This window comes from Amycolatopsis sp. NPDC051061 (genome assembly GCF_040682935.1).
GTDB lineage: Bacteria > Actinomycetota > Actinomycetes > Mycobacteriales > Pseudonocardiaceae > Amycolatopsis.
Window position 1 is genome coordinate 1 of sequence record NZ_JBFBBZ010000078.1, and the last position, 24,711, is coordinate 24,711.

At 64.2% G+C, this 24,711-nt stretch carries 15 protein-coding genes and 3 pseudogenes; 4 read left to right on the top strand and 14 right to left on the bottom strand.

Annotated elements, in window-relative coordinates; all coding sequences use genetic code 11:
• Positions 1-92: 92 nt before the first annotated feature.
• The 10 genes and pseudogenes from AB0N03_RS48915 to AB0N03_RS48960 all read right to left on the bottom strand — a co-directional run bounded on the left by AB0N03_RS48915 (position 93) and on the right by AB0N03_RS48960 (position 8,155).
• Positions 93-398 carry a hypothetical protein gene (locus AB0N03_RS48915; RefSeq protein ID WP_364387834.1) on the bottom strand — a complete coding sequence of 102 codons (306 nt, stop codon included), beginning with the start codon at positions 396-398 and terminating at the stop codon, positions 93-95.
• A 136-nt stretch (positions 399-534) separates the two neighbouring features.
• Positions 535-762: pseudogene (locus tag AB0N03_RS48920) on the bottom strand (helix-turn-helix domain-containing protein); the annotation flags it as partial.
• On the bottom strand, positions 719-910 hold the full coding sequence (locus AB0N03_RS48925) for a hypothetical protein (RefSeq protein WP_364387836.1): 192 nt from the start codon (positions 908-910) through the stop codon (positions 719-721). The gene AB0N03_RS48925 and the pseudogene AB0N03_RS48920, both read right to left, overlap by 44 nt.
• A gap of 279 nt (positions 911-1,189) precedes the next feature.
• Positions 1,190-1,327, bottom strand: a pseudogene (locus AB0N03_RS48930) (transposase); the annotation flags it as partial.
• A 236-nt stretch (positions 1,328-1,563) separates the two neighbouring features.
• Positions 1,564-2,379, bottom strand: a pseudogene (locus tag AB0N03_RS48935) (IS701 family transposase); the annotation flags it as partial.
• A gap of 359 nt (positions 2,380-2,738) precedes the next feature.
• Complete coding sequence (locus AB0N03_RS48940) at positions 2,739-4,235, bottom strand: non-canonical purine NTP pyrophosphatase (RefSeq protein ID WP_364387795.1); 1,497 nt, start codon at positions 4,233-4,235, stop codon at positions 2,739-2,741.
• 8 nt (positions 4,236-4,243) lie between these two features.
• Positions 4,244-5,221, bottom strand: coding sequence for a beta-ribofuranosylaminobenzene 5'-phosphate synthase family protein (locus tag AB0N03_RS48945; RefSeq protein ID WP_364387797.1), 978 nt, complete (start codon positions 5,219-5,221; stop codon positions 4,244-4,246).
• A complete protein-coding gene (locus AB0N03_RS48950; protein ID WP_364387799.1) occupies positions 5,211-6,017 on the bottom strand; it encodes a hypothetical protein in 807 nt (268 codons plus the stop codon). The genes AB0N03_RS48945 and AB0N03_RS48950 overlap by 11 nt, the downstream gene beginning before the upstream one ends.
• Positions 6,017-6,985 carry a methyltransferase gene (locus AB0N03_RS48955; protein WP_364387801.1) on the bottom strand — a complete coding sequence of 323 codons (969 nt, stop codon included), beginning with the start codon at positions 6,983-6,985 and terminating at the stop codon, positions 6,017-6,019. The genes AB0N03_RS48950 and AB0N03_RS48955 overlap by 1 nt, the downstream gene beginning before the upstream one ends.
• Positions 6,986-7,639: 654 nt before the next feature.
• Positions 7,640-8,155 (bottom strand): recombinase family protein, encoded by a 516-nt coding sequence (locus tag AB0N03_RS48960; protein WP_364387802.1) that lies wholly within the window; start codon positions 8,153-8,155, stop codon positions 7,640-7,642.
• A gap of 896 nt (positions 8,156-9,051) precedes the next feature.
• Between AB0N03_RS48960 and AB0N03_RS48965 the strand changes: the two genes are divergently transcribed.
• Entirely contained in the window at positions 9,052-9,351 is a 300-nt protein-coding gene (locus tag AB0N03_RS48965; protein ID WP_364387804.1) for a hypothetical protein, read from the top strand.
• A 387-nt stretch (positions 9,352-9,738) separates the two neighbouring features.
• Here AB0N03_RS48965 and AB0N03_RS48970 read toward each other — a convergent pair whose 3' ends face one another.
• Together AB0N03_RS48970 and AB0N03_RS48975 are read right to left on the bottom strand one after the other, a co-directional pair.
• Entirely contained in the window at positions 9,739-10,650 is a 912-nt protein-coding gene (locus AB0N03_RS48970) for a hypothetical protein (protein ID WP_364387806.1), read from the bottom strand.
• Between the two features lie 490 nt (positions 10,651-11,140).
• Entirely contained in the window at positions 11,141-12,436 is a 1,296-nt protein-coding gene (locus AB0N03_RS48975) for a recombinase family protein (RefSeq protein ID WP_364387808.1), read from the bottom strand.
• Positions 12,437-12,731: 295 nt separating this feature from the next.
• Here AB0N03_RS48975 and AB0N03_RS48980 point away from each other — a divergent pair, with 295 nt between their 5' ends.
• Positions 12,732-13,781 (top strand): hypothetical protein, encoded by a 1,050-nt coding sequence (locus AB0N03_RS48980; RefSeq protein ID WP_364387810.1) that lies wholly within the window; start codon positions 12,732-12,734, stop codon positions 13,779-13,781.
• 439 nt (positions 13,782-14,220) lie between these two features.
• The gene (locus tag AB0N03_RS48985) at positions 14,221-16,410 is read left to right on the top strand and encodes a DUF262 domain-containing protein (RefSeq protein WP_364387812.1); all 2,190 of its coding nucleotides are present in this window, start codon (positions 14,221-14,223) and stop codon (positions 16,408-16,410) included.
• A gap of 371 nt (positions 16,411-16,781) precedes the next feature.
• On the opposite strand, the gene AB0N03_RS48990 is transcribed toward AB0N03_RS48985, so the two are convergent.
• Positions 16,782-20,156: a CHAT domain-containing protein gene (locus AB0N03_RS48990; RefSeq protein WP_364387814.1), complete on the bottom strand. Its 3,375-nt coding sequence runs from the start codon at positions 20,154-20,156 to the stop codon at positions 16,782-16,784.
• Positions 20,157-20,165: 9 nt separating this feature from the next.
• A complete protein-coding gene (locus AB0N03_RS48995; RefSeq protein ID WP_364387816.1) occupies positions 20,166-21,824 on the bottom strand; it encodes a hypothetical protein in 1,659 nt (552 codons plus the stop codon).
• 97 nt (positions 21,825-21,921) lie between these two features.
• Between AB0N03_RS48995 and AB0N03_RS49000 the strand changes: the two genes are divergently transcribed.
• The gene (locus AB0N03_RS49000; RefSeq protein WP_364387818.1) at positions 21,922-24,603 is read left to right on the top strand and encodes an AAA family ATPase; all 2,682 of its coding nucleotides are present in this window, start codon (positions 21,922-21,924) and stop codon (positions 24,601-24,603) included.
• Positions 24,604-24,711 lie beyond the last annotated feature (108 nt).

Below are 24,711 nucleotides of genomic sequence, written 5' to 3' on the forward strand. Positions count from 1 at the left end.
ATCGGGATGCTCAGTCCCGACAACTTCGAGCAGTCACTCCAAGCGGCTGCCTGAATCCCTCGTAAGCCCCTGTCCACCATTCGGGGTGAACCTCATACCACGGTCTCGGCGTCGGGATAGTCCACGGTCAGTAGTTCTTTGACCTGCCCGGCCCAGTCGATCCTGGTCCGCTGAGCGAGGGCGTGCACGCGGCGCCAGCCGCGCAGGGGCTCGACCCACATGAAGATCGAACAGGTGCCGCACCGGATGTATTCGCTGTCCTCGCGGATATCCTTGCCGGGCTTGGCAGGCAGTGGATCGCGGACATGGCCGAGTAGCTGAAAGAGCTTCTCGTCCATGCACACCACCGGTCTGGCGGGATCGTAGGGCCGGGCGTAGACCGCGAGCACGTCCTCCATGCGGGCTGCGAACTCTGCGTTCGCCTTCGGCGGGATGGTCCAGCATTTCTTCAGATGAGGACGCAGTTCCGTTTTTTAGGACCCGGCCAATGGTGGAGTGGTCCAGGTCGGGGATGTCCCCGATGAGCGCGACGTGCTTCTCCAGCAGCCGCAACGACCACCAGGCGTGCCCCGCCGGCGGCTGCGAGCACACCAGGGCAATCAGCCGTGCCTCGACCTCACCGGTCACCGGCGATGGCACCGGCGGATGCTTGCGCTCGATCGTGGCCCAGATGTCACCGCCGGTCTCGGCGAAGCGCTTGGCGACCAGCCGCAACGTCTCACCCGAGACCCCGACCCGGGCCGCGATCACCCTCTTTCGCATCCACCTCACCAGCCGAGGTGTCCAGCGCGAGCAGCACCCGCGCCCGCATGATCATCGACGCCGGATGAACACCCGTCGTGGTCACCCGGACCAACTCGTCACGATCCCGCGCAGTCAACCTGACCGGCCGCTTTTTCTGCGAGGGCACGAGAACCATCCTTGTCCGGCAGGGGAACAACCTGCCAGGCAACAGCATCCCAGCCAAGCAGACCAGAACTAAGCAGCGACACTCTACTAGTAGTGCTTTGTTAGGTGCTGTTGAGCTGGGGCTTCGGTCGTTGGGTTCGAGTCTGGACGGGTTGTCGGCAGGTGTGGCAGACGCCTGTCCAGGCGGCGAGCAGGGCTTGGAGTTCGCGCAGGACTGCGTAGAGGGTCAGGCCTGCGCAGGGACTTTTGGGGTGCGGCGGAGCTGGGTGCAGATGGCTTGGGCGACGGCGGCGAGGGTGACGTGGCGGTGCCAGCCGAGCCAGGAGCGGCCTTCGAAGTGGTCCAGGCCGAGGCCGTCTTTGAGTTCGCGGTAGTCGTGTTCGATGCGCCAGCGGATCTTGGCCAGTCGAACCAGGTCCCGCAGCTTCGTGTCGGCGGGAAGGGTGGAGAGCCAGTAGCCGGTGGGCCCGGGTTCGCCGGGCGGCCACTCGGCCAGCAGCCAGCATTCGGGCAAGCTGCCGTCGATGCCGCGGGGGATGTTGCGGCTGGCCGGGCGGACCCGCAGCGCGAGGAACCGTGATCGCATGCTCGCGGTCGGGTTGCCGGGGATTTGCGTGACCCGTGTCGCCAGACCACGTACCGGCCCGCCGATCGCCCGGCGGCCACCACGAGGGACTCCAAATCCTGCGGCGGGTCGGGGTAGCGCGGCTGCGGCGGGCGGCCGGCGCCCTTCCATGCCGGCGTGACCGGCACCACCTCGGCGGGATGGGCGGTCGCGGTCGGGCTGAGGGCCAGCACGTAGGTCAGGCCACGTTCGGTCAGGCCGAGCCGGAACTCGGTGGCGTCGCCGTAGCCCGCGTCGGCCACCACCGGCCGGCCCAGTAAGTCCCATTCGGTGACGACTTCGTCGAGCATGTCCAGCGCCAGCCGCCATTTCTCCCGGTGCCGCAGCTGGTCCGGGATCGCGCTGCGGGCCCGTCGCCGCCGGATCTCGGCTGCGGTCTCGCTGTCGGCGGCCTTGGTGTCGTCCCAGGACTCGGGCAGGAACAGTCGCCAGTCGATCGCGGCGGAGGCCCAGTCGGTGACCGCGTGCACGCTGACCCCGATCTGGCAGTTCCCGGTCTTGCCCAATGCGCCGCAGTACATCCGCGCCACACCGGGGGAATCCTTGCCGTCCTTGGGAAACCCGGTGTCATCGATGACCAGCACGTCGGGGTCGACGAACTCACCGGCCCATCCGGTCAGACGTCGCCGGACTTCGACGTGGTCCCAGGTCGAGGTGGTGACGAACTGCTGCAGCTGCTGGTGATCGACGCCAAGCCGTTCGGCCATCGGTTGCATCGACTTGCGTTTGCCGTCCAGCATCAGCCCGCGCAGATACAACTGCCCCTTCGCCCGCTGATCACGCCGCGCGAACCCGCCGAACATCCGCCCGGCGAACTCCTCGATCACCGGACGAACCTCGTCCATCTCCTCTGGAAGCACCCGCACAGGAGATCACATCAACGCCCCGACCAGCCACAACGACACACCTAACAAAGCACTACTAGAAGGCTAGATACTTACTCTCTCGGGATGTCTAATTGATGTCCGACAGTCCGTTTAAAGACGAAGTTGTGATGTACTGAAGAGTAGTCAATGTCGACGACCCGAGTTCCCGCCACGGCATAGCCGCTTTGACGGCACGCTTTAGTCGTCACGAGCCGGTCGCGCAGTTGTTCTGCTCGTACCAAGCGGCGGTAGGAGCGGGGTGTGCTCGACCTCGGTCAGACGCCTGAGCCGAAGCGCCGGGCACTGGTGGCGTTGTGTCGCGCTAGGATCCAGTCCAGTCAATTCGAAACATGCCGTCGACGACTTCTCCTGGCGGCTTCGAGCGGTGTCATTGCGACGAGTTCCTGTAAAACTGATCCGCGGCGACTCAGCCTCCAGTAGTCGTTCCTCGAGTCCGGTTGCGACACGAGGTCAGGATATTTCTTAGCGAGTATGTCAAGGGCGCCGGTGGTGAGTGCCTTGCGAATCGCGCGTCGTTGGTAAGTCGCCGCAGGCTGAATGAACTCTCCTTCGCGAGCGACTGCGGCTCGCGCAGCTGCGTCGAGAAGTTCACCGACGCCACGAGTGTTCCTGATGTGGCAATCCGCGATGACGTCCGCATATTTTGCGGCACCGTATTCGGTGTCGCGTGCGGAATCTGCGTCAAAGCGATGACCAGCTACGTTGTCGCCGTCGCGTACACGTTCGATCACTCGAATGTGTCGGGTCATCTCTGGAGCGTCGACATGCCACACTATGCAACGCAGACCTGTCTCCTGCGCCTTCTTGCGTAAGTACAGCAAACCTTCGAGTGTTCGAGCTCCGGTGTAAACTATTGGACCGCCACCTCGCTCGAAGGCTGGCCACACCACCTCCCGTTCGACAACGTCCAGGCCGCACGTGGCAAACAGGCGGTCGGCTAGATCGAACCCGTGTTGGCCGTCAATGTTCATCCGTACGGCGACTTGCTTGACCAGGGTGCTACCTTCGAAATGCGGCAAGTTGTGTACCATCGACAGGTATCGGCCGATCGTGGTCTTTCCGGCTCCGATCTTTCCCACGATCACGATGAGATCATCGAGGTAGAGGTCGGATACGAGACTCATTTGCCCTGGCTCGCGCGTCTTCCGTTTTTTAAATAATGAGGGAGACGATTGCCCCACTGCCTGATATTCCTGTAGACGAGCCGCTACCTGCCGGAGGCAGTGCTCGCGATAGTCGAAACGGCGAGACTCCTCATAGCTCATCGCGGCCAGCGGTCTTGTGCCACCCGAAGGGATAAACCAGGAGCTGAAGTCGCGCCTGCCCAACCATGGATAAGCCACGTTGCCGTCGGCCTGCGCAGGTTCGTCGGCTACGGCACCTGTCTGCGAACCGAAGAAGAAGACAAACCTATCCAGTCCGGGAACATGGAGCGCTATGTCGGATCGCACGGTCGCCGTTCTGTCGCCGCCGTTGCGCTCGATTTCGGTGAGTAGTGCGTCGTGATTGGTTCGGGCAAACCACTCCTTGGTTTCCTGGCCTGGAAATTCCATTGTTTCGTTACTGAGCGCGTGAATGCGGACCGTTGTGTCTTCGATAAATACGATGCTGGAGCTGCCGGCCCTCTCGACGACTTCTTGAAGGCCGGCGCTCAGGAAAGCCTCGCGTTCCATGCCGTACGGCTCGGAGTACTCAGAACTGTGTCCAAGAAGCTTATTGACTTCGAAGCCATATTGACACATGACTAGTCGGGCTTGTGCTAGCTTGCCCAAATTCGACGTGGAGAAGTAGATTGGGGTCAGAACAGTTTCCACTGGGTGGCTCATCCTTCACCTACCTCACAAGACGTCCCGTGGTTACGGAACTCGAAAGGACCATTGGTCGTTAGTCCATTGAGGCCGAGGGTTAGCCGCTCCACGACAGTTGTGTCGTTGTGAATCACGAACGCGGTTGGGCCGAGACTGCTGAGCCCCGCTGCTAACCCGAGTTCCCAGGCAGAAGTGATGACATTGCGGACCGGCTCGGGTTGTACGGCTATCTCTGCCCGCTTGAACCCACGGCGCTGATAGTCGCGGAGACTTCTTGCAAAGGCTGGCAGGTCGGCCTCGATGACCGCAGGTAGCATCCCGTGATAGAGATGTGCCAGTTGCCACAGCACATCGTCGCTCGCTACTGGTGTGTGGGCTAAGAAGAATTCACTCTCGTGTTCTGGCGCCACAGTTGGTGTCAACGTGGGGAGAAGAAGGGTGATTCGCCAAGCGTTTGGGATCGGCCATGAGCCGGTAGTCGTCGATGGTGGCCGACTCTGTGGGTCGTGAGAAGGCCGGTACCTCCCGTCAACTGGATGATCTCGTTGGCCTGCGTCGACGACAAAACCTCCGCTGTAGAACGCGGCGTAACCGACACCTGACGTGCGGCCGCGGCCGCTCAGCCTCACCAAGTCGACCGCCGATGTCGGCCAGTCGAGCAACCTGGCAATCACCGTCAGCACCGACAACACGGTCCCCGTGCCTGCTCCGAAGCCGACGTGAGAGGGTAACGCGTCGGTGATCGTTACCGCCGCTCCAGTGTCGAGTCCCGCTTCAGCGGCTCGTGTGACCGCCGCTGTGATCTTGCGTCGAACGACGGGGTCGGTGTCGGTGGCAAGGTCAAACCGCCTCGCATGTGTAGCGTGAGTGCTGCTCGGTCGAGCACAGAAAGCAGCACCAGCTCCGCCGTACGATCGCGGCGTCGCACAACCGAGGTCGATCAGGCCGAAGTGAATCCGAGGATAGGCGAGGAGTGTTGCTTCACGTGCCATGCTGCACGTCCGATCGTTCTGGGCTACTGGACAGGTCGTCGTTCGACCAGATCTCTTCAAAGTGATCGGCGAGCCGCTCGTACATGTATCCAGGACGCTTGACGATCATCGTCGGCAGGTTGCGGCTGGCCCTGCCGGATTTGCCGCTCATAATCAGGTACGGCCCCCAGAAGGACTCGTCGTCGATTCGGAACATATTGACACTGGGCAAAGTTGTGGCAAGGCGTAGATAAAAGCGAATACTTGGGTCCGACCAGAGGTGCCGGGTTTCCTCGATGAACCGCCGGATTTCGTCGTCTGTCTTTCGAGCGTTGTTGCGCTCCTCGCGGTCTCGCAGTGATGTGAATGAGTGTTCAGGATGAGGACTGTGTGGATCGACCAATAGGACCCGAACTTCGGCACGATTCGCCCACTCCTGGAACTTCTCTGAGAAGTCCTCTCGGAGGGCGTTGAGGCCGAATCCCATAATATCGATTTGGTGTTCGGCGCGGGCGATCCGCGTCTCGTACTCCTGCTTGATCTGTATAGACCTATGTGGAAATGCGGTAACGAAGCCGAACTCGTCGATCGCCTTGCGGCGCTCTGCGTCTTCCTCGCTGAACATGATCCAGCCGAACACGATCATCCCGCTAATTCCGGTCGCGATTACTGATGTGCCAATGGCGACACCGATCGGTCCGCTCGTTGCAGAGATTAGCGCTCCAACCAGCACGAGAACCGCGTGAAGTGATAGGTAGACGACGGTCCTGACACGTTTAATCGATTTACGGATTCGGTGACCGATGCCTCGGCTCATCAAGCCCCCTTGCCTGCGATGAGCACTTGATATGCGTCCCTCGTCTTACTTACACTTATATCGGAGAATCCCGCTGATTCGATCATGGCTTTGTGCTCGGCCGGTGTCCGCTCTCGTCCGCCGAAGAGGATGTTCATGTCGAGGTTGCGAGCGGAGTGCCGTAGGTCGGCGGGGTCGAAATCACGCTCGATGACTACTATCCAAGAGCCTTCGTGTCCAGCCTCATGGCATTCGCTCAGCAGGTCTTTCGCATTATTGTCGGTCAGGTCGTGAAGGACACTTCCAAGTATGTAGAGGTGCGCCGGTGGCGGCTCGCTTATGGGCCCGGGCGGAACGATGATTAGTTCAGTTCGTGTAGTCAGGTCGGAATTAGCGGCGATCCACCAGCCAGCGTCTGGGTAGGTCTCCAGTATTACTCCGCGCCACCGTAGTCCAGCGGCTTTAAGCGCTCGTGCTAGATAGTGGCCGGGCCCTCCGCCGACGTCGACGACGACGCCGACCGGTCGTGCGAAGAGTTTCTCCGGAAACACTTCTGCTGTCGTCGCGCGCGTCACCATGTGGGTGTCGAACGCCCGCGAGAGGATCTGATCACCTCGTATCTCAGACCATGTGGAAGCCGCGCGGGCGGCGTCCCTTCCGGAGGTTTGATTGACTAGATGGGGAAGCTCTGCTCGCTTGCGCGCGAGGAAGCGGTCAAGCGGTCTGGTGCTCTGCAGCGCGTTCTCGACAAGTTCATTGGCAGTCGAACTTAACGTTAGCTGGTCTTCGTCGTAGCGGCCGGGTTCGGTCGCGACTGTGTGCCAAAACAACGTCAAATGGTGTACGAGTGCGCTACGGAGGTCGTGAGACGACTGGCGACGGGGCCGCTCCGCGCGGGAGGCTGTGGTCAAGTCGAAGTCCACGGCCGACGCGGCGAGAACCGCGTAGGGCGTGAGGGCGTCGTACTGAGCCGGATCGACCCGATTCACCTGACCACCACCGCCTCCGCGAGTCGAGGATCAGCCGATGCTACCTGTGTTGACCGTCCAGGCCAGTCAGCCGAGCCCTGTTCGGGCTGGGCTTGGGCTGTCGCAGGTCGCGCAGTCGGAGCTCGGCGCTGCGGTAGTCCTCCGCGTGCATGTGCGGGTTCGGCGGCCGTCCCCGCGCTGGTGCGAATCTGCACAATCACGAGCTTCGTGATCAACGGGGCGCGAACGAACGACGGCTCCAAGCCTGCTCCAAGCCTCGCCCAACATCAATTGGACTTACTGCGGATGGGTGAATCTGCCCAGTCAAGCGAATGACAACATCGAGGGGGTAACCCGAGCTAGCCGCAGGTCAAAGTCACCGAAGACGATCAACATTGCCGTTGCGCCGGGGCCTGGTCACGTCTCGATCGGCTGAAACTCCCTGGTTGCGCTAGTGCAAGCGTTGTAGTTAGCGATCATGATGTTCCAGTCCGGCCGTACGGCAGGTGGTTGCTTAGGTTCCTGCTTGCTCGGCTGACAAGTCACTTAGAGTTTAAGAGTTGTTACTATCGTGCAAGATCGTCCTCGGAAGCTTGTTCCGATGTCTCGCTAACCTCACAGCTTCGCGCGATGTCCGGACTACGCTACTGGAGTGCTGCGATCTCGGCGCGGACTTCACCAGCTAGCTCGGGGCGCAGGCGCTCGTTGATGCGGAGCGCTAGCGTGAGTTGTTCGCGCCGTCGAGATCGCCCTGGGCCTGGAGCGCTCGGCCCCAGCGCGCCCTTGCGGGTGGCAAGTTCGCGGCTGATTGCGAGGTCGATCGTCTCCCAGACGTGCCGCACCGCCGGCGGATGGTCCCCGGCCCACGCGCTGAGCTCGGCGAGCTTTGTCGACGGCGGCGACGGCGCGGTCGACGAGATAGTCTTCGCGGACGTAGAGAGTCTTCGGCCGCGGCTGGCCGGCGCGTTGGGTGCTGGTGTGGCCGTGGCGGCAGCGGCAGGTTGGACGCGTGGCCCGGATCTGCTGAGCGGCGATGAAGTCTTGCTCGGTGACGAGTGCTGGGTGCGAAGCATTCACGGACAGGGCGGGCGTTGGGGTTGGGCCTTCGGGTCCGGTGGCGCGGCGGTTCCAGGTACGTAGGCCAGCATAGCGGGGTTGGCGAGGATGACAGAGACGGGGCGCAGGGGGCAAGTACCGCGGGTTCGGTGTGGGTTGCGGTGCGGGTCGGCGCTGGACGGACAGGGAAGGCCGCGTTCGTTGATGTGTCCGGCGATGCTGGCGAAGATGTGCCCGGTGAGACGTTGCTGAATATCCAGGCTACGTGCGGCGCCGTGCGCAGGTCGGGAGCGAGCTGCTGTAGCCGTCGGCCCCAGCGGGCGTCGGCGCGGTTGGGGTGGGGCCAGCGCTCTTGCGGTTGGCCAAGAACGGCATTTCCGTGGACCGGATATTTGATCAAATGGTGTGGAATTACCCTTCCCGCGCCCGTGTTTTACCTGCATTCACACCCACGTGGAAGTTGTCCGCGGTGCCTATGGTTTTTGCCGGGGAGGTTGGCGTGAAATCTTCTGGCTGCGATCGAGACTCTGGTCGTCAAAAGATTGTGATCTGAGCAGTCTAATCTACTTGCCGGGACGACGACTTGGTCCAAGGATCCTGCGTTTCGCAGCGTACCGGACGTGATCACACTGAATGTGACTCCCTGGGGCGTGTGCATTGTGCACCTCTTCCCGTGGAACTCGGCCCTCGGTGTGAGGCTGGTCAACGACTGGGCGGGAGAATGGACCACTGCGGTGCTCACCTCGTCGTCCCGTGCGCTCAGAAGGTCCTGCAGGCGATCGTGAACCGCTGGGTTCAAGAGGTGGGTGCAGCGACCGGGTGGCTCGGCCGTGGATCGTAACGGCGGGAGACGCAGTGGCGACTCACACGAGTGAAGTGGAGTGTTCTCGGGCCGAACGCGGTCGTGTATGTTGGAGGCGAGGAAGCTGCTAGCAGCGTTAGGAACACTAGCAATCGCAGTACTTACAGTCGGCTTGCAAACGTGGTTAAAATTTGCCTCTCGGCGCCCCGATCCCACGACTAACAAAGTTATGCAGCCAGAAGACATGCTTTGGTGGACTGACTGGGTGGTAGCTGCAACTTTAACACTCTGCATTCTGCTGATTACTGCAGGTCAGCAGAATAAGACGCTATCGGCGATGCAAGGCATAATGACCCTAGTTCAATTGTTTCTCGGTTGGGCAGTATTTCCGAAGCTTGTAAACCAATTTGTCTACGGTAGCAATGGTCAACTGATGCCATTTTGGCCGCGGATTGCTGTTGCGAACCTGTTTGCTCTATCGGTGCTCTTCGGGTCTGTTTTGACGGGGGTGAACGTCAATGTCAAATAGGGATCTTGGACGTAAGGGGCCTGCGTCGCGACCGCCCTCTTCGAAACTTCTGTGGTTTGGCATGATAGCAGGTATCTCTGTAAGTATTCTGGTGAACTTCGTTACCAATGGTTCTCAAGCCTTAACTGCGCTACCCATCGTGGCTGGTATAGCGGCTGCCGCGACTGGCATTGCGGCCGCGGTGGCGACGTGGCGTAATAGGCGATAACTCGGGATGTGGCAGCGCGGACGACTCGGCCCGCCTGAAGCTGAAGCGCTCTTAACAAATATTTGACGTGATGGCCGAGGGCAGTTGATGTTTATGGCGAGACGACGGTTGTTGCGGAGTTTGTCTTGGAGACGGTGTCCCCTGTCCCGTTGGCGCGGAAATAGAGATCTAACCTTTACTTATTCATTGGATTCCACGTTAGGGTAAATCTCGGGTTGGCCCAGGTGCCCTAGCTTTCTGGTTGACAGGAGTGACTTCAACTTACCTGGATCTGGAAATATAATCCTAGTGCCAACAACTGCTAGGAAATGTGCAATATCTCGGGAGAATTCTCCATTCAGTGTTCTAATTGTTGTCGGAATTAGGAATACTTTTGGGAGTATCACGCCTGGCGTGTCGATCAGTTGGAAGTATCCCGCTAGGCAAAGTCCAAGTTGCTCGTCATTCTCAAATGCAAGGGCTCTGCCTGCGACTCGCAACTCGAATTCCTGTTCGAAGACGACGATGCGCCGCGAGCCGGGCTGTAAATGTATCGGCAAGTCTTGTTCTCTTTCAAAGTAGTAGTCGCTTTGTTCATTGCGATCCTTAATTTCGCCAGCTTTGGCCCACGCGCTCAGGTTTTCAAAGACGGTGAGTCGATCTGCAGACGCAGTTCTGACCAGTTGCGTATCGTGCTTTCCGTTCAGCTTTTGAATGGGAAACTCAAGTTCGACGTCTAATAAGCTAATCAGTCGATCTCCTGAGTTCTCCAATTCGTACATTAGAGCCCAACGAATAGACGAGGAAGGTGTCGGCCATTTGCTTTGGTCTCGTTCTAGTACGAAAGGGCCTTGAATATTGAAGTTGTGACGAATAATGAACCTGTCTTTTAGATAAGAAATTTCTTGTCTAATTTGTTCGCGTTGCGATGATCTCATCGCAATAATGCCCATGCCTGCAGCGGAGACCGTAAGGCCGCATGCAAGAAGCCAAACAAGAAGCGGGTTGGTCGCCCAGACCCAAGACTTGGGAACAAGTGATGTTGCAATATTGATGGCTACCGCCTGGGCGCCAGCGACGGCCGCGCTGACGCCCACCAGGATTGGTGGCACCAGTCGGCTACGTCTATGCCCACTTCTCGAGGCTGTCACGTGCGATATGTCGCCTGTGTTGCCTCAAACGTTTCGGTCGAGTGAGTGCTAAGGCCGCCTTCGAAACCTCGTTGGCGGAGCAGTGCGCGGGCTTCGCTCGTTGGAGCCTAGTCACCGCAGGCGAGGCTTGGTGCCCGGCCGGGTGGCGCTCAGGTGCATGAGTCTCCGCCTGACCCCGTGTCCGTACCGCCTGATCAAGGGGCGCCTCTCCGCGGCAGGCACCCGCGCGGCCGCGCTGTCGAGAGTGGCTCGTGACGCATGCTGATCAGTCCGGCGAGAACGTTGGGGTTAGCGAGCAAGATTGTCCACGATCTAGCCTGGGTGCTAGCGACTGGCTGCTAGGGGTTAAATCGCTTGGCTGCTCAACCTCTTAGAGACTAAGCGTTGTTTTTATCGAGCAAGATCGTCTCGGACACTCAATTACCCCATAGAGCCGCGCGTCGCGGCCGAGTCAGAGTAACAGCAGCTGCCCTCCGGTGGTTTCGGCAGCAGCGGTTCGTATGGGTTGTAGACCGTAGGGTTGGATTTCTCGCGTGGGACCGCCGCAGCTGATCGTCAAACGGTTCGTTCTCAAGTAGTTCGCGATCGCGGGACCGTCCTCATCTGCTGTGTCGGGGAATCGGGCGCGAAGATCGCCGAGTAGGTGGTCTTCGCGGACGTAGACGTTCCTGGCGAGCTCTGGTGGGCGGTTGCGGGCGCTGGTGTGGCCGTGGCGGCAGCGGTAGCCGGGTCGGCCGTTCACCCAGTGGGAGTCCAGTCGGCGGCCACACAGCTGACATTGCACCAGCCCCGCCAGCACGTACGTCCTGGTAGAGCCGTGCTTCGTGGACCGGGCCGCACGCATGCCCTGGATCGCCAGGAACGTTGCCTCGTCCACAAGTGCTGGATGTGTGAGCTTCTCCGACTCGGCCCAATTTCGTGCCGCCGGTGGCCGGGCTGAAGCACGGTGGTGGGGCAGAATGGTTGTTCCCCCGCCGTGTCGGTTCCACACCTGCCGTCCGGTGTATCTGGGGTTCTCGAGGATTCCCATCACCGTCCGGACGATCCACTCGTGCTTCGTCCGGTGCCGGTTACGGTCGCGATCGGCGCTCGACGGGCACGGGACGCCGCGGTCGTTCAGCTCCCGCGCGATCCCGGCCACGCTGCGCCCGGTGGCTCGTTGCTGAAAGATCCACCGCACCCACTGCGCGGTGGCCGGATCGGGTTCCAGACGGTGCAGGCGGCGCCCCCAGCTCGCGTGAGCCCGATTCGGGTGCGGACCGGCATCGGCGAGACGGTACCCGTAGGGCGGTCGCCCGCCGAGGAACCTGCCCTGGACACGGGCCTGGATGTGCATCGCTGCCAGCACCCTGTGCCGGGCTCGCAGCACCTCGCGACGCGACTGGGACCCGAGCAGCAGCATCAACGCATGGTGCACCGGGTCCTTGAGGTTCACCGGACCGTCCGCTTCGGGCAGCCACAGCTCGATACCTTGCGCCTGGAGTGCGGTCAGCACGGCGTCGAACTGGTCTCCGTAGAACGCTCGCTCGTACTCTCCGATCACGACAGCATCGAACGAACGGTTCGGTCCCGCCGCGGCTGCCATCAGCTGGGCCGCGGCCGGCCGTTCGCGCCAGGACAGCCGACGTGAACATCCTTCGTCAAAGAACTCAGCCACGATCACGCCGCGCCCGCGGATCGTCTCCTCGGCGACCTCGCGCTGCCACCCCAACGACGTCGCCCGGTCCTGGAACTCGACCGTGGACATCCGCCCGTAGAACGCAAACCTCAGCCCGCGACCCTCGACGGCCTGTCTGCGGCGCCGGGCACCGGCTCGGCGCGGGGACACAGCGCGTGTCATGGTGGCTCTACGGGCGATATTGATCATTGGGCACCTCGGTGCTTGAGGCGGGCTCGGGTCGAGGGCGGAACGCAGTCGCCCGGCACCGGTGACGAGTTTGAGGCTGATCTGCACTCGAATGGCCGCATTGCCGCCCGTATCACCCGTGTTGCACTGTAAGTGGTCGGCCTTTGTCTGTGGGTAGCCGTCGGGGAGGCGTCGGATGTCGACCTTGGTGCTGTACACGCCGCAGAATCGGCTGCTCGATCTGGCCAAGCTCACCGAACGTGACTTCGCGCTGATCAGCTCTTTTCAATACAAGATCAAGCGCGGCGAACGGATCTTGCTCTGTCAGCGGGCTTCGCTCGAGGACGAGGGAGCCGAGATGTTCGTCCGGCTTAAGAACGGCCGCTACGCTGCGGTGCACTTCCGAGGGAGCGAGTGCACGCAAACTCACGAAATCTCCGTGGAGTCGCCGGAGCATCGACGCCAGAAGGACTATTGGCAGCGTGCTGCCGAGGATGCCGGTTACCGAACGTCACAGGAGGTGCGAACCGGGGCGGGCACGATCCTTGACGTGGCGATCGACGGCCCCCGCAGAACGGGCATCGAGGTCCAGCATTCGCAGCTACAGTCGCAGCTGGCCAAGTCGCGGACTACGAAGTCTTTCCGGGCCGGCTGGCTACCTGTCCGGTTCCTGGACTCCGACCGGACACCACCGTGGTTCCACGAAGTCCCGGCACTCGGCTGCAACAAGCTTCCGTGGAGTTCGCTGCCGCCGAGGCGGTCCGCTACGGCGCTGGGACCGAGCCGGTTCGTCGCGCGCGCCTGCACGGTCACGAATTTCGGGACCTGCCCGAACGGCACGAAGAAGCGTCCGAAGCCCCACTGCCGGGAGTATCACCCGTATCGTGAGCCGTGGCCGGGCCTGACCGTCGATGACGTCGCGGCCATGCTCCCGGCCGAGCAGATCGTGCCGATGCGGGCGCTGCGGGGTGACGTCCACCTTGTCGCACCCGAGACCTTGACTTGGTTCGAGGAGCTGACCGGACAGAATGGCGCGTACTTGCCGGACGCCCGTCGTCCTCGAGGTGGGCGAGCCGCGGACAGTGCGCTCTGCGTCAATCCAGTCCACGACCAGCAGATCGTCGAACGAACCTGCTTCAAGTGCGATCGTGCCCCGGCTGGTCCCGGCGGCGTGCTGTGTCTCGCTTGCACGCGCGCCATGGAGAGCCGCCCGGCCCGCGACTACTACAAGTCGTTGCCGAATTGAGCCCGCGATGCGGTCCAGCCCGCTCCAAATGAAGCATCGACAAGGCTATCGCGTATAACGCTCTATTCATCGACTCTACGATGCGTCGCCACCTCCGCCCTCCGGCCAATCTGCGGAGAACGTCTCGATTGTCAACCTCGAAGAGTGCATCCACCGCGCCATCTGAGTCATTACCGTCGTCCGACGGCCTCCGCACCGTGTCCGAACCGCCGGGTTACCGCGCGGCAGCCGGCTCCGATCCTCGCCCAGACCGGATGGTTATTCTCGGCAGCGACAGGCGCATCTGCAGCGCTTTTGTGCGCCCGTGTCGTCGTGCGCTCAGGCTGCTGGTGGTGGTCATGTCTAGACGCCCGACTGCTCCGCGTGATGAAGTTGGAGCGGTTCGTACCCAGCACGGAAGTGGGGACGCATGGCACGTGGGAGGTCGGTCGACGGTGGCGTGTACACCCTCCGGGAGCTGTTCGGCTCGAGCTTCTACCTGATCGATTACTATCAGCGCGAGTACGAGTGGTCGGCCACCGACGTCCGTACGCTCGTCACCGACCTCGTCGAGGCGTTCCGACTGGACCGGCCGCACGGGCGCCGGCACCGTCGGCGCGAGCTGGGCGAGCAGTACTTCCTCGGACCGTTCGTGTTCGTCCAGTACAACCGTGACGAGCGCTTCCTGGTCGACGGGCAGCAGCGATTCACAACGCTGCACCTGCTCTTCCTGCACCTGTACCGCCAAGCCGAGGCCCGGCACGACACCGCCACCGCCGATCGCCTCCGCCGTGTGATCCACGAGGAGTGGGACGGCCCACATCCCCGCTTCAGGATCAGGATCGACGAGCGACGCGAGGCACTGGAGGCCATTTTCTTCGACCGCGATTACACGCCCCCCGCCGATGCAACCCTGTCGGTTCGCACCCTGTGGCAGCGGGCGTGTGAGTTGGCCGAGCTGCTCGACGAGTTCCTCGAGGAGGACGACGGCGCAGAGTTCGCCGACTGGCTCCTGTCCCGCGTGGTCCTGGTCGGCATCCAGGCCCCTTCCCGCGACAGCGGCCAGCGCATCTTCGAGTCGATGAACGACCGGGGCGCCCGCTTGACGCCCGTGGACCTGCTCAAGAGCTTCCTGCTGACCGGGGTCGGCGACGACGGGCGCGACAAGCTCAACGAGAGCTGGCGCTTCATGATCGCCGACCTCACGGTAACCCGAAACGATGCCGACGCTCCACGTGTCTTTCTCAAAGCGGCGCTGACAGCGCATTACGCCAAATTCGAAGATTCTTCACGCGATCTACAGGAGATCGATTCAGGACTGCACATATGGGTCAAACGCCACCGCGACCGGTTGGCCCTTGACGGCGAGGACCGCTTCCACGAGTTCGTCGAGAGGCTTCTCGAACTGGCGAAGCATCACCGCACCTTGCTGGCCGCCACGCTCCGACCGCGCCGCTCCGACGGATTGGCCGCCGTGTTCTTCAACGCTGTCAATGGCCTGAACCACCAACTCGTCCTCATGCTCGCGGTGATCCGACCGCACGACACCGCTGTCGCGGTCAAGGAGAAGGCCGGGCTGGTAGCGGCCTACCTCGATCGCTGCTTCGTCCAGCAGGTCCTCCGAGACCAGCCCACCAGCCGAGACAAGCAGAACGAGGACATCCGGGAGCTCGTCCCATTGCTGAAGACGTGTGCGACCGTCGACGATGTCCGACGCCTGCTCGGCGAACGCCTGACGGGGGGAGACTTCTCCGAGGTGCTCACCTTCGGGCTGCGTGGCAACAACCGGGCCAACGTGCACTACCTGCTGGCTCGCCTCACCGACCACGTCGAGCGAGGCTGTGGCGGCGCTGATCGCGTCGTGGAGTACCTGAGCACGGAACGAAACTTCCAGATCGAGCACCTGTTTGCCAACCATCCCGAACGGCTTGCCCACGAATTGCCCGACGCCGCTGAGTTCCGCGCATTGCGGGAACGTCTCGGCGCACTCGTTCTGCTTCCGGCATCCGAGAATGCCAGCTACCGTGACAAACCCCTGCCGGACAAGCTGCCGTTCTACGCGCGGCAGAATCACCTCGCCGCCGTGCTCTCCTCTCCCGCACACAGTACGAACAACCCGATCCTCCGGCGGTTCGTCAAGGAAGAAGGACTGGAAGACGCCTTCCACTATTTTGGCGTCAGCACACCGATGAGGACCCTGGTGAATGCGCGCAGCGAGCTGTATCGACGGTTGTGTCGTCGCATTTGGCGCGCCGACCGGCTCGGCCTCGGCGAGGTGGAGCCGGACGTGAAAGCAACCAAGGCCGGGGTACCCGTTCGCTCCGCGAGCAAACCGCTGGCCACAGACCTCGGTCGGATGGTTGCCGCCCGCGTCGTTGTGGCAGGCAGCGTGCTACGAGCCGAGCACCGCGGCGGTCGCTACGAGGCCACGGTCGACCCGGATGGCGCGGTACGATTGGCAAGCGGGGACCGGTATGGACGGGCTGACGATGCCGGAGCGACCGTGTGCAACACAAAGCGCTGCCAGGGTATGGCACTGTGGCACGTGCAGCTGCCGAATGGCTCGTGGATCTCGCTGCGCGATCTTCGCGACCGGGCCCGCGCCGACGGACGGCTCGGACGAGCTATGCGACGGTCGGCTACGAGGTAGGCAGTGTCGAGCGCGAACTTGAGGAAGGGTGCTAGGAGGAGCGACAGCCACGAACAGCCTCGTCACTCAAAACCAGATCCACACCCAGCACGTCCGCCGATCCTGAGGGAAGGCCGACCCGACAGATCGAGCCGTGTGGCTAGTGCGCAACTCGCTCTCGGACACAGTATTACCCCACGGATCGCGAACGCGATCTTGAAGCTGAGGCGATGGTAGCTGAGCTCGAATCGATCTCTTGCAGTCGCCATCCGGCGATGTCACAGATAATGAAGTGCTCCGAGCTTCGTAGCGCCGCTGTGCCGTAACTGCTTCGCGGTCGATCATGCTCCAGTTTGGCGGAGGGCGTCTTCGGTCGTTCATGGCTGGTGCGTTTAGGGGCCGAAGTGTACGAAGCCCGCCCACAGTGCAGGACTGTCTAGGTACTGTCCTCGGACGGTGTCGACGGCGTCGTGCAGCGCCGTCGATGGTTCGTGGCCTTCGCTGAGCAGACGGTAGAAACTGTCCGCGACTTCTATCGCGATATCATCGTCGATCTTCCACAGAGTGCCGATGACGGAGCGGAACCCGATCAGCTGGAATGCGGAAGCGAGGTGCATGGCCTCGTCCGCCAGAAGACCACCGGTGTGAGCCGTCGTGCATGCGGACAGGTACACGAGGATGCGGTCGAGCTTCGGCAGTGCGGCGATGTCTCGGACCGACAGCCTGCGCAGCGTCAGCAGGATTGCGCTCGCCGCCGGGTCGGTAAGGTTCATGATCGCGTGACACGCGAAGTGCGCGATGAGCGCGTTGCGCAGTGTTGCTGAAACAGCTGACGATGTGGCCGCCGCGTCGACCAGCGGGGCCACCCTTGAGCCCAGGCGTCCTGCCACCGCTTCCGCTTCTGCTGCGGCACGGGGCAGCGGCCGATAGCCTGCGGTTTTCGACATCGCGACGACCAGCTGCGCATCGGTTGGTTTCGTGGGGCGGATGCGATGGGAGTCCAATAAGGCGCGAAGCGTCGTGGTCGTCGACGACACGATGCGGGCCGGTCCGCTCTGCCGGGGAACGGCCGCCGAGAGAGGAAGGGCGCTGAGCTCGCCGATCGGCATCCACCAAATCCGGCCGACTCCGGATGCGAGCCGTTCGAGTACGGGCCCGGTGATGTTGAGGGAGATCCAGTCCAGCGCGCTGACAACGACGTCGTTCAGCTCGTCGGCGACAGTTGTCACCTGCTCGGCCAGCGGGCGCCCGGCGTGCCACACCTCGTCGGCCAGACGGACGGAGTCGATCTGGTGATCGCGGATGATCAGAGCGTCGGATCGATGACGTGACGCGTTCACGATGACGACGACGCCGTCGGCTGCCGCTCCCAAAAGGTCATCGGTCTTCGGCGGCGAGAGGAACGCCTCCTGGCCCGGAACGGTTCTGCGGATCTTTTCGACCACGCTCGTCCACCGCCCGGCTATGTCCCGGCGGCGGGCAGCCGGGTCGTCCGACGCGACCTCGTCCGCCACGAACTCGGTACTCATGCCCGTGTCGGTGGCGAGCCAGCCGGCCAGCTGGGTGAATTCGTCGGCGAGCCCAGGGGCGGCCAGGCGCACCGCTTCGACGTCCTGACTGTGGTCGAGCGCTTGTCCGAGCACGATCCCGCGCGTTCGTTCGAGGATCGAGACCGCGCGTTCGCGATCGCCGAGCCACATCGCCACGGCGGCGGCGTCGGCCCCCAGTCCCGCGAACCGGGCGAGCATCCGGTGCCGGCTGTCCCAGCCGAGGTGTCGGCCGGTCAGCTCCGGAAGCGCGGCGAGCACGATGCCGTATGCCGCGTCCGCAGTCTTCCAGTCCTTTCGTTCCCCGCTCAATCGACCGAGGCGCAGTGCTGCCGAAGCGTGGACGAGCAGCGGTGTACCGGTGGCCGCCACGCACTGGGCGAACGCGCTTTCCGCCCGCAGGCCTGCCCCGGTGTCCTCGCCGGCGAGTTTCTCTTTCTCGTACATGAAAAGCAGCGCCATCCCGGTGTTGAACCAGGCGCCGCCGTCGCCGGTCTTGCGGGCACCCGCGGCCGCGGTCACGAGCGCCTCGGTGAGGTCGGCTTCGTCCCCGCTGAGCAGGTAACGTTCCCGCAGTGGCGCGGAGAGCTGATACGACCACGGACCTGGCTCCGAGCGGGAGTCCTGGGCGCTCCCGACCGCGGCGCGGTAGGCCTTGATGCACGCGTCGAGGTCGTGCTCGTTGCCGTCGGCTTCGAAGCGCCGGAATAGCGCGAGTCCTTCGTTGACCTGCAGACGAGCTCGTTGCGGATGCGCCGGCGGTGCCTCCCGGACCGAGGCCTCGGTTTCGCGGACGGCCTGGTCGACGTCGGCGTGCGAGCCTGTGGATTCGAACCGGCGCAGCAGCGCCGCGCCGAGTCCCGCACGTCGCCGGAACCGCCCCGGGTGTCCGGGCTCGGTGGTGTCGACCGATTCCCGCAACAGCGCGATGGCCCGGTCGAGGTCGGCGAGGTCGCCCGCCCATTCGTAGCGCTCTCGCAGGACGTTCGCGACGTTGGCGAGTAAGGCCGGAAGCAACGGGTGGCCGACCGGCCGGGCGAGCGCCACGGCCGCTTGCCCGGCCCGGATCGCCTCGGCGGCTCTGTCGTAGCGCCGCCGGAACTTGAACTCGGACAGCAGCGCGAGGGTCAGCGTGCCGAGGTGGCGGAGGAGTTGGGGATCGCCGGCCTCGGCGACGTCGACTGCCGCACGCGCGGCGCCCACGGCACGAAGGAGGTCCTTCCGCTGTCGTGTTGACTCGAACCGCGTCCGATACGCGGCGCTGAGCGTCGCGAGGCTGAGCGCGCGCGGAGCCGGCCGCCGGTCGCGGGTGCGTACCGCCTGCACCCCCGCTTGCACCGCTTCGTCGAGATCGGAGGGCGTGTCGAACCGCTCGAACCGGTCACGCAAGGCAACGCACAAACCGGTGTAAAGGTCGGACAGCTGTTGTTTCTCGGGCTTCACCCGCAGCGCGATCTTCCTCAGATCGACGGCCGCCGCGAGGTCCTCGGTCCGATCCGTTAGCTTCCAGCGGGTATGCCGGGCTTCGGCGCAACACATGAGGCCGGCCACCCGGACCGGGCCGATCGTCGGCGCACTGCCGACACTCGCCTCGGCCGCCTCGATCGCGTGCTCGAGATCATCGCGATCCCCGGTCTCCGCGAAACGCCGGACCAGGATGTCGGCCAGCAGCACCCGGAGCTTGGCCGTGTCGAGCGGGTCGGTGGGCTCGACGGCTAACGCCGCACGGACCAGGTCTTCCACGGCGTGCAGGTCGGGGTGGGGAGAGGCGAGGAGGACATAAGCCACCTTGCACGTCAGAGGAGCGCGCAGCCGGTGTTGTTCCAGCGCGGGGACAACGGCCGTCACCAGCGCCGAGACCGTGGCGGCAGCCTCGAGGCTGTGGCCTCCCGGCACCGGCTCGGTCAGCATCGCCGCCAGGCTCGCCTGCAGCACGCACAGGTCAGGGTTCGCCGACGACGCGCACTCGAGGGCTTCCCGCTCCCGCGCGATCGCCCGATCCAGCAGCGTGCGGTCGCCCTTGGCTTTGAACAGCTCGTACAGCGCCGACGCGTGGTCGTGGAGGTACGGCGCCGTTTCGTCGTCGGCGCGGCCGGCCAGCGCCACGGCGAACAGCTTGTCGGCGTGCTCGAGTTCCGCGACGTCCGCACCAGGGGCGGCGAGCCACCTCATCAGCAGGTTCGTCGCGTAAGTGATGCGCGTCCTGGCCATGTCGTCCATGAGTGGTACTCACCAGAATTCGTGGCGCATCGCACCGCGGTGCAGCGCGCAGCGCGGCCGGTCGTCGGCAGGATGCGGCCGGACGACTCGAGCGCATCGGTGCTCCGGCAACGGACAGGTGAACACCTCGTCGACGGGGACGTCCGCGTGCTCGCCGTCTCGGGTGGCGAACGCCTTGCCGTCGACCTGGCGAACAAGGGCGAGGAACTCGTCACACCGGTCTTCGCCGCGGCGGGCAGCTTCTCCGAGCTCGTCGAGCCGGCCGCGCCCTCCCTGGTCGGACACCTTCCGCGACAGGCGCGGCCAGTACTCACACAGCCACTCGACCCACGACTCGTCGCCGTCTCGGCTCCCTCCGGGTGCCGAAGTGACCAGTAACTCGGGCAGCACCTCGGTCACCGCGGTCCGCCGTGGCAACCGGGCCGGGCTGAGGGCGGCGCGGGTCGCCCGGCCCGCGAATTGCAGCAGCCATAGCCGATCGGCGGTCCGGGTCGATCGCCGGCCGAGGAGGATCAGTGCGAACCCGATCAGCGAGAGCCGCCACTGCGGCCGCCAGTCGGCTGCCAGCGACAGACCGACCCGCCGCCGCGCCCAGCGTTCGCACTCTCCCCGCAGGCCGGCCACGAGCTCGACGAGCCAAGGCGGGGCGTCGCGGCTGTTCTCTTCCTGCTCCAGCAGCAGATTGCCGACCGCCTCACGCTGGCTCTCGTCAAGAAACCGCAGGACCCGCACCACGATCGTCAGCAACAGGCCGGCCGGGTCACGGGCCAGCGGAGCCCGCGAGCTGTACTTGGCGAGATCGATCAGGCGGAACGGCGCTGTTTCCGTGAACGCGGTGATGGGAACCAGCACGTTGCCGGTGTGGAGGTCGCCGTGCGCGCGGCCGAGCAACGCCTTCACGGAGAGTGCGGCGCCAGGGCCGTCGTCAGCCATCAGGGTGAACGGGTTCGGAAGGACTTCACGATTGTCGCCGACGACGAGCCAATCGTGCTCCAGCCGCTGGGCGATGGTGTTCAGCGGCAGCCCGTCGGCCATCCTCTGCAGCAGATGTTCGCGCAGGTACCTCGCCGCCGTCATCGGTTCGACATCGGGCTGTCCCGCCCAGTCGTCCAGCACGGTCCGGGTCAGGTGACCGCAGAAGCGCACGAACACGTCCGGCGCGCAGAGCACCGGCTCCTCGGTCGAGGTGCCCGTCGTCGGCACCGGGCGTCCGGCGCTGACACTCGCCAGCACCTTCGAAAGCACGTCGAGGTCGTGGAGCTCGGCCGTCTCGTCGCCCTCGTCCGGTGGTGGGGCCGCTACGCGCTGGAACATGATCCAGCGGCCATCTCCGACTCGCACCAGGTCGTGTCCCGCCGGGGCGAGTTCGGCGAGATGACGCCGAGCGAAGACCTCCGGCGCCTCGTCCAAGGCGTCGCGATGACGGGCGAATTCGCCAAGGTTCAGCGCCACATCCGGATAGCTGTCCATTTTCATCAGCAGCTTGGTGGCGCCCGCGAGCCGATCCCGTTCGAAGACGAAGGCCACGACCGCGCCGGACTTCCCTTCGGTCAAGCGGCGATCCAACAGCCAGCCGAGCCGCCGGGCGGCACCCCACTCGCGCAGGGCGGGCGCCGCGGTCCCGAGCAGCCTCTCGAGCTCGGGATCGAGGATGTCGTCCAGCGTCATCACCCCTCCTGCCGCACACTCTAGCCAGGCGCCCGGCGTACCATTCCGGCCACTGGTCCGTACCCCCGCGGCTCCCGCACCGATCAGGAGGACTCCGTTGCCGATCGGCGGCCCGACGCAGTTGGCACTCGAAGCGGCGCTCGGGGTGCCGGCGGCGGCGGAAGTGCTTCGCTGGGCCGAACTCAACGGAATGGCGATCGAAGTCGACCGTCACCAGTACGGGCACAGCTCGGCCCGCGTTGCTGCGGTCTACCTGCAGTCGTCGGACGGCAAGCCTGAGCAGCGGCTGATCGTCAAGGCTTTTGAAGCGAAGTCGGCCCGGGAAAGCGAAGTGCGCCGTCATCGGGCCGCGCTGCAGGACGCCCCGGACTTCGCGGAGCGTCATCTGGTGCGGCTGCCGTGGCACGCGATCTCGTACGGGACCGACGGAGTGGTGATGTTCCAGCACGTCGCCGCCGGTGGCCTCGAACCCCACGGTCCGCTCCGGGAGCTGCTCGACACCCCGGCCTCGGCGGTCGCGGTCGGCGAAATCTGCCGCTCGCTGCTGACCGAATGGAACGCGACCGGCACCAAGGCCGGTGTCCGCAGCCTGGCCCAGCTGCTGGACTGGCACCTCGGGGCGCGTATCCGGCCGGGTGGGAAGATCTGGTCGTGGGCCGAACCGGTACCGCAGCTGCTGAGGACACCGGCAGCCTGGCTGGAGGTAGACGGCGAGGTGTTGCCGAATCCGCTGGCCTTCGGACTGTCCGCACGCCTCGGCGCTTCGCCGTCGTTGCGCATCCAGACCGGAAAAGGACACGGCGATCTCCACGCGACGAATGTCCTGTGCTCGTCGCCTCAGCCGGACAGGCCGTTCGAGTTCCGGCTGATCGACCTGGCCACCTACGCCGCCGACGTCCCGTTGGCGTGGGACCAGGCGTCTCTGCTCATGGCCGTCATCCGCCGATCGCTCGAAGTCGTGACCGACCGGGAGTCGCGCCGGCGGCTCCTGCGCCACGTCACCGGCGAGGAGGCGGCCGCGGACCTGCCCGCGGAGGTCGCCGACGCCATCGCCGCGATCAAAACCGCCGGTGAGCAGTGGGCCGAGCCGGCCGGACAGCTGACGGAGTGGCGCCGTCAGCTCCAGGCAGCGTCCGTGAGCAGCGCGCTCGTGCTGACCGGACGGTCGTCCCTGGCTCCGGCCGATCGGTGGTGGTTCTTCCTGCTCGCGGCCAGGCAACTGGCGGTGCTGCTCGGGACACCGGAGGCCGACCCGCCCGGACCGGCCTTCGTGTTCGACGACGCGACGATCGCACAGCTCGCGGTTTCGTCCGCGTCGGCCGACGTGCTTCCCGAACCCGTCACCCTCCGGAACGAGACCCCGCCGACCCTGGTGAAACCCAGGCAGGCCTGGCGCCAGCGGACGGCGCACCGCGAACAGGTAGCCGCGCTTCGGCGTGCAGCGTCCGACGACGAGTTCGCCCGGCTGGCCAGCGCATATTTGTTTGTGACCTTCGGCGGGTTCGGGGGCGAAGTCGAGGTGACCGCCGACGACGCCGTGGCCGGTCTGTTCCTGGTGGACTCGACCCATCCCGCCGGTGGGCGTCTGCGGATCGCGATCCAATTGATGCGTCTCCCCGCGGGTGACGACTGGTACACGAGCCACGGCAAGGAATCCGTCGGACGCATCAGGGAGTTCCAGCTCTCGGGGTTGGTGGCGGACCAGTACCTCTTCATCCACAACCAGGACTCGCGGGATGAGAGCTACAACCGGGCTGTGCTCGCTGCTCTCGATCCGCTCGTTTCGCTCGGTGACGTCGGCTGGGCGGGCATGTGGGACCGCTATGGCCTGGTGAGCCACCTGTGGCAGGGCGTGTACGAGCGGTGCAAGGTGGTCGTCGACGACTACACCGCAGGTGCGGCCGAGGCGGTGAGCGGTCTGGTCGGAGACGACCCGGTCACCGAAGTGCCGTTCCGCCGGTACGTGGCTGTCTTCGCGCCGACCGGCTTCGAGAGCGTGGGTGAACAGTCGGACCGGCTCGCCGATCCCGTGCCCGACCTCGTCGCCGAGGACAAAGGCATCCATCTCGTCGTCGGAGAATTTGGCTTCGGCAAGACTACGGTCATGGTGCGCGCGGCCAGAGTACCGGGGAGGCGGGTGATCCTCTTGCCCGCGGCCCGGCTGGGTACTCACGTGACTAGCCTGCACGACATCTTGTCGGCGATCTTGACGGAGTTCGAGGAGCACCTCAACGGCTACGAAGAGTCACTACGGGAGTTGTGGAGGAAGATCGCACCTCGCATCCTCGACGTGATGCTGACCGAGTCGGACGAAGGCGTCCGGCTCGTCGTCGACGGCCTTGACGAAGCACCCATGACGCAGCGTCGTTCGGGACTGCTCGAGTTGCTCCGGTCACTCCGCAAATTGGGAGTGCCGATCCTCGTGAGCGCACGGTCGGAATTCTGGAACGCCCGCCTCGGCGAAGTGGGAATGGCGATGTCCGAGCGGGGCGAGAATCCTATCCGCCAGTACATCACCACCACCGAAATGCGGCCGTGGACAGCCGACTGCATGATCCACTTGATCGACAGGTCGCTGCGTGCCGACGGACCGGACGACCACCTCGCCGAGCTTCGCGTGCTGGTGGAGGAAGAGCGGTTCGAGGAGCTCTACGGCGACATCCCGCGCCGTCCGCTGTTCCTCGGGATGTTGATCGAGGACGTTGCGCCGGGAAGGCCTGCGGTCACGATCGAGGCTCGAGCTCTTCGGCAGCTGGATCGACCGGAAGATCGCCCGTGACTCCGCTAACCCGATCGCACTCGGCGGCGCGGCCCGGCCACCGATCCTCGGCGCGCGGCCGGAATCCCTCGATCGCACGACGAGCCACGCCTACGACGTCATGGCAGC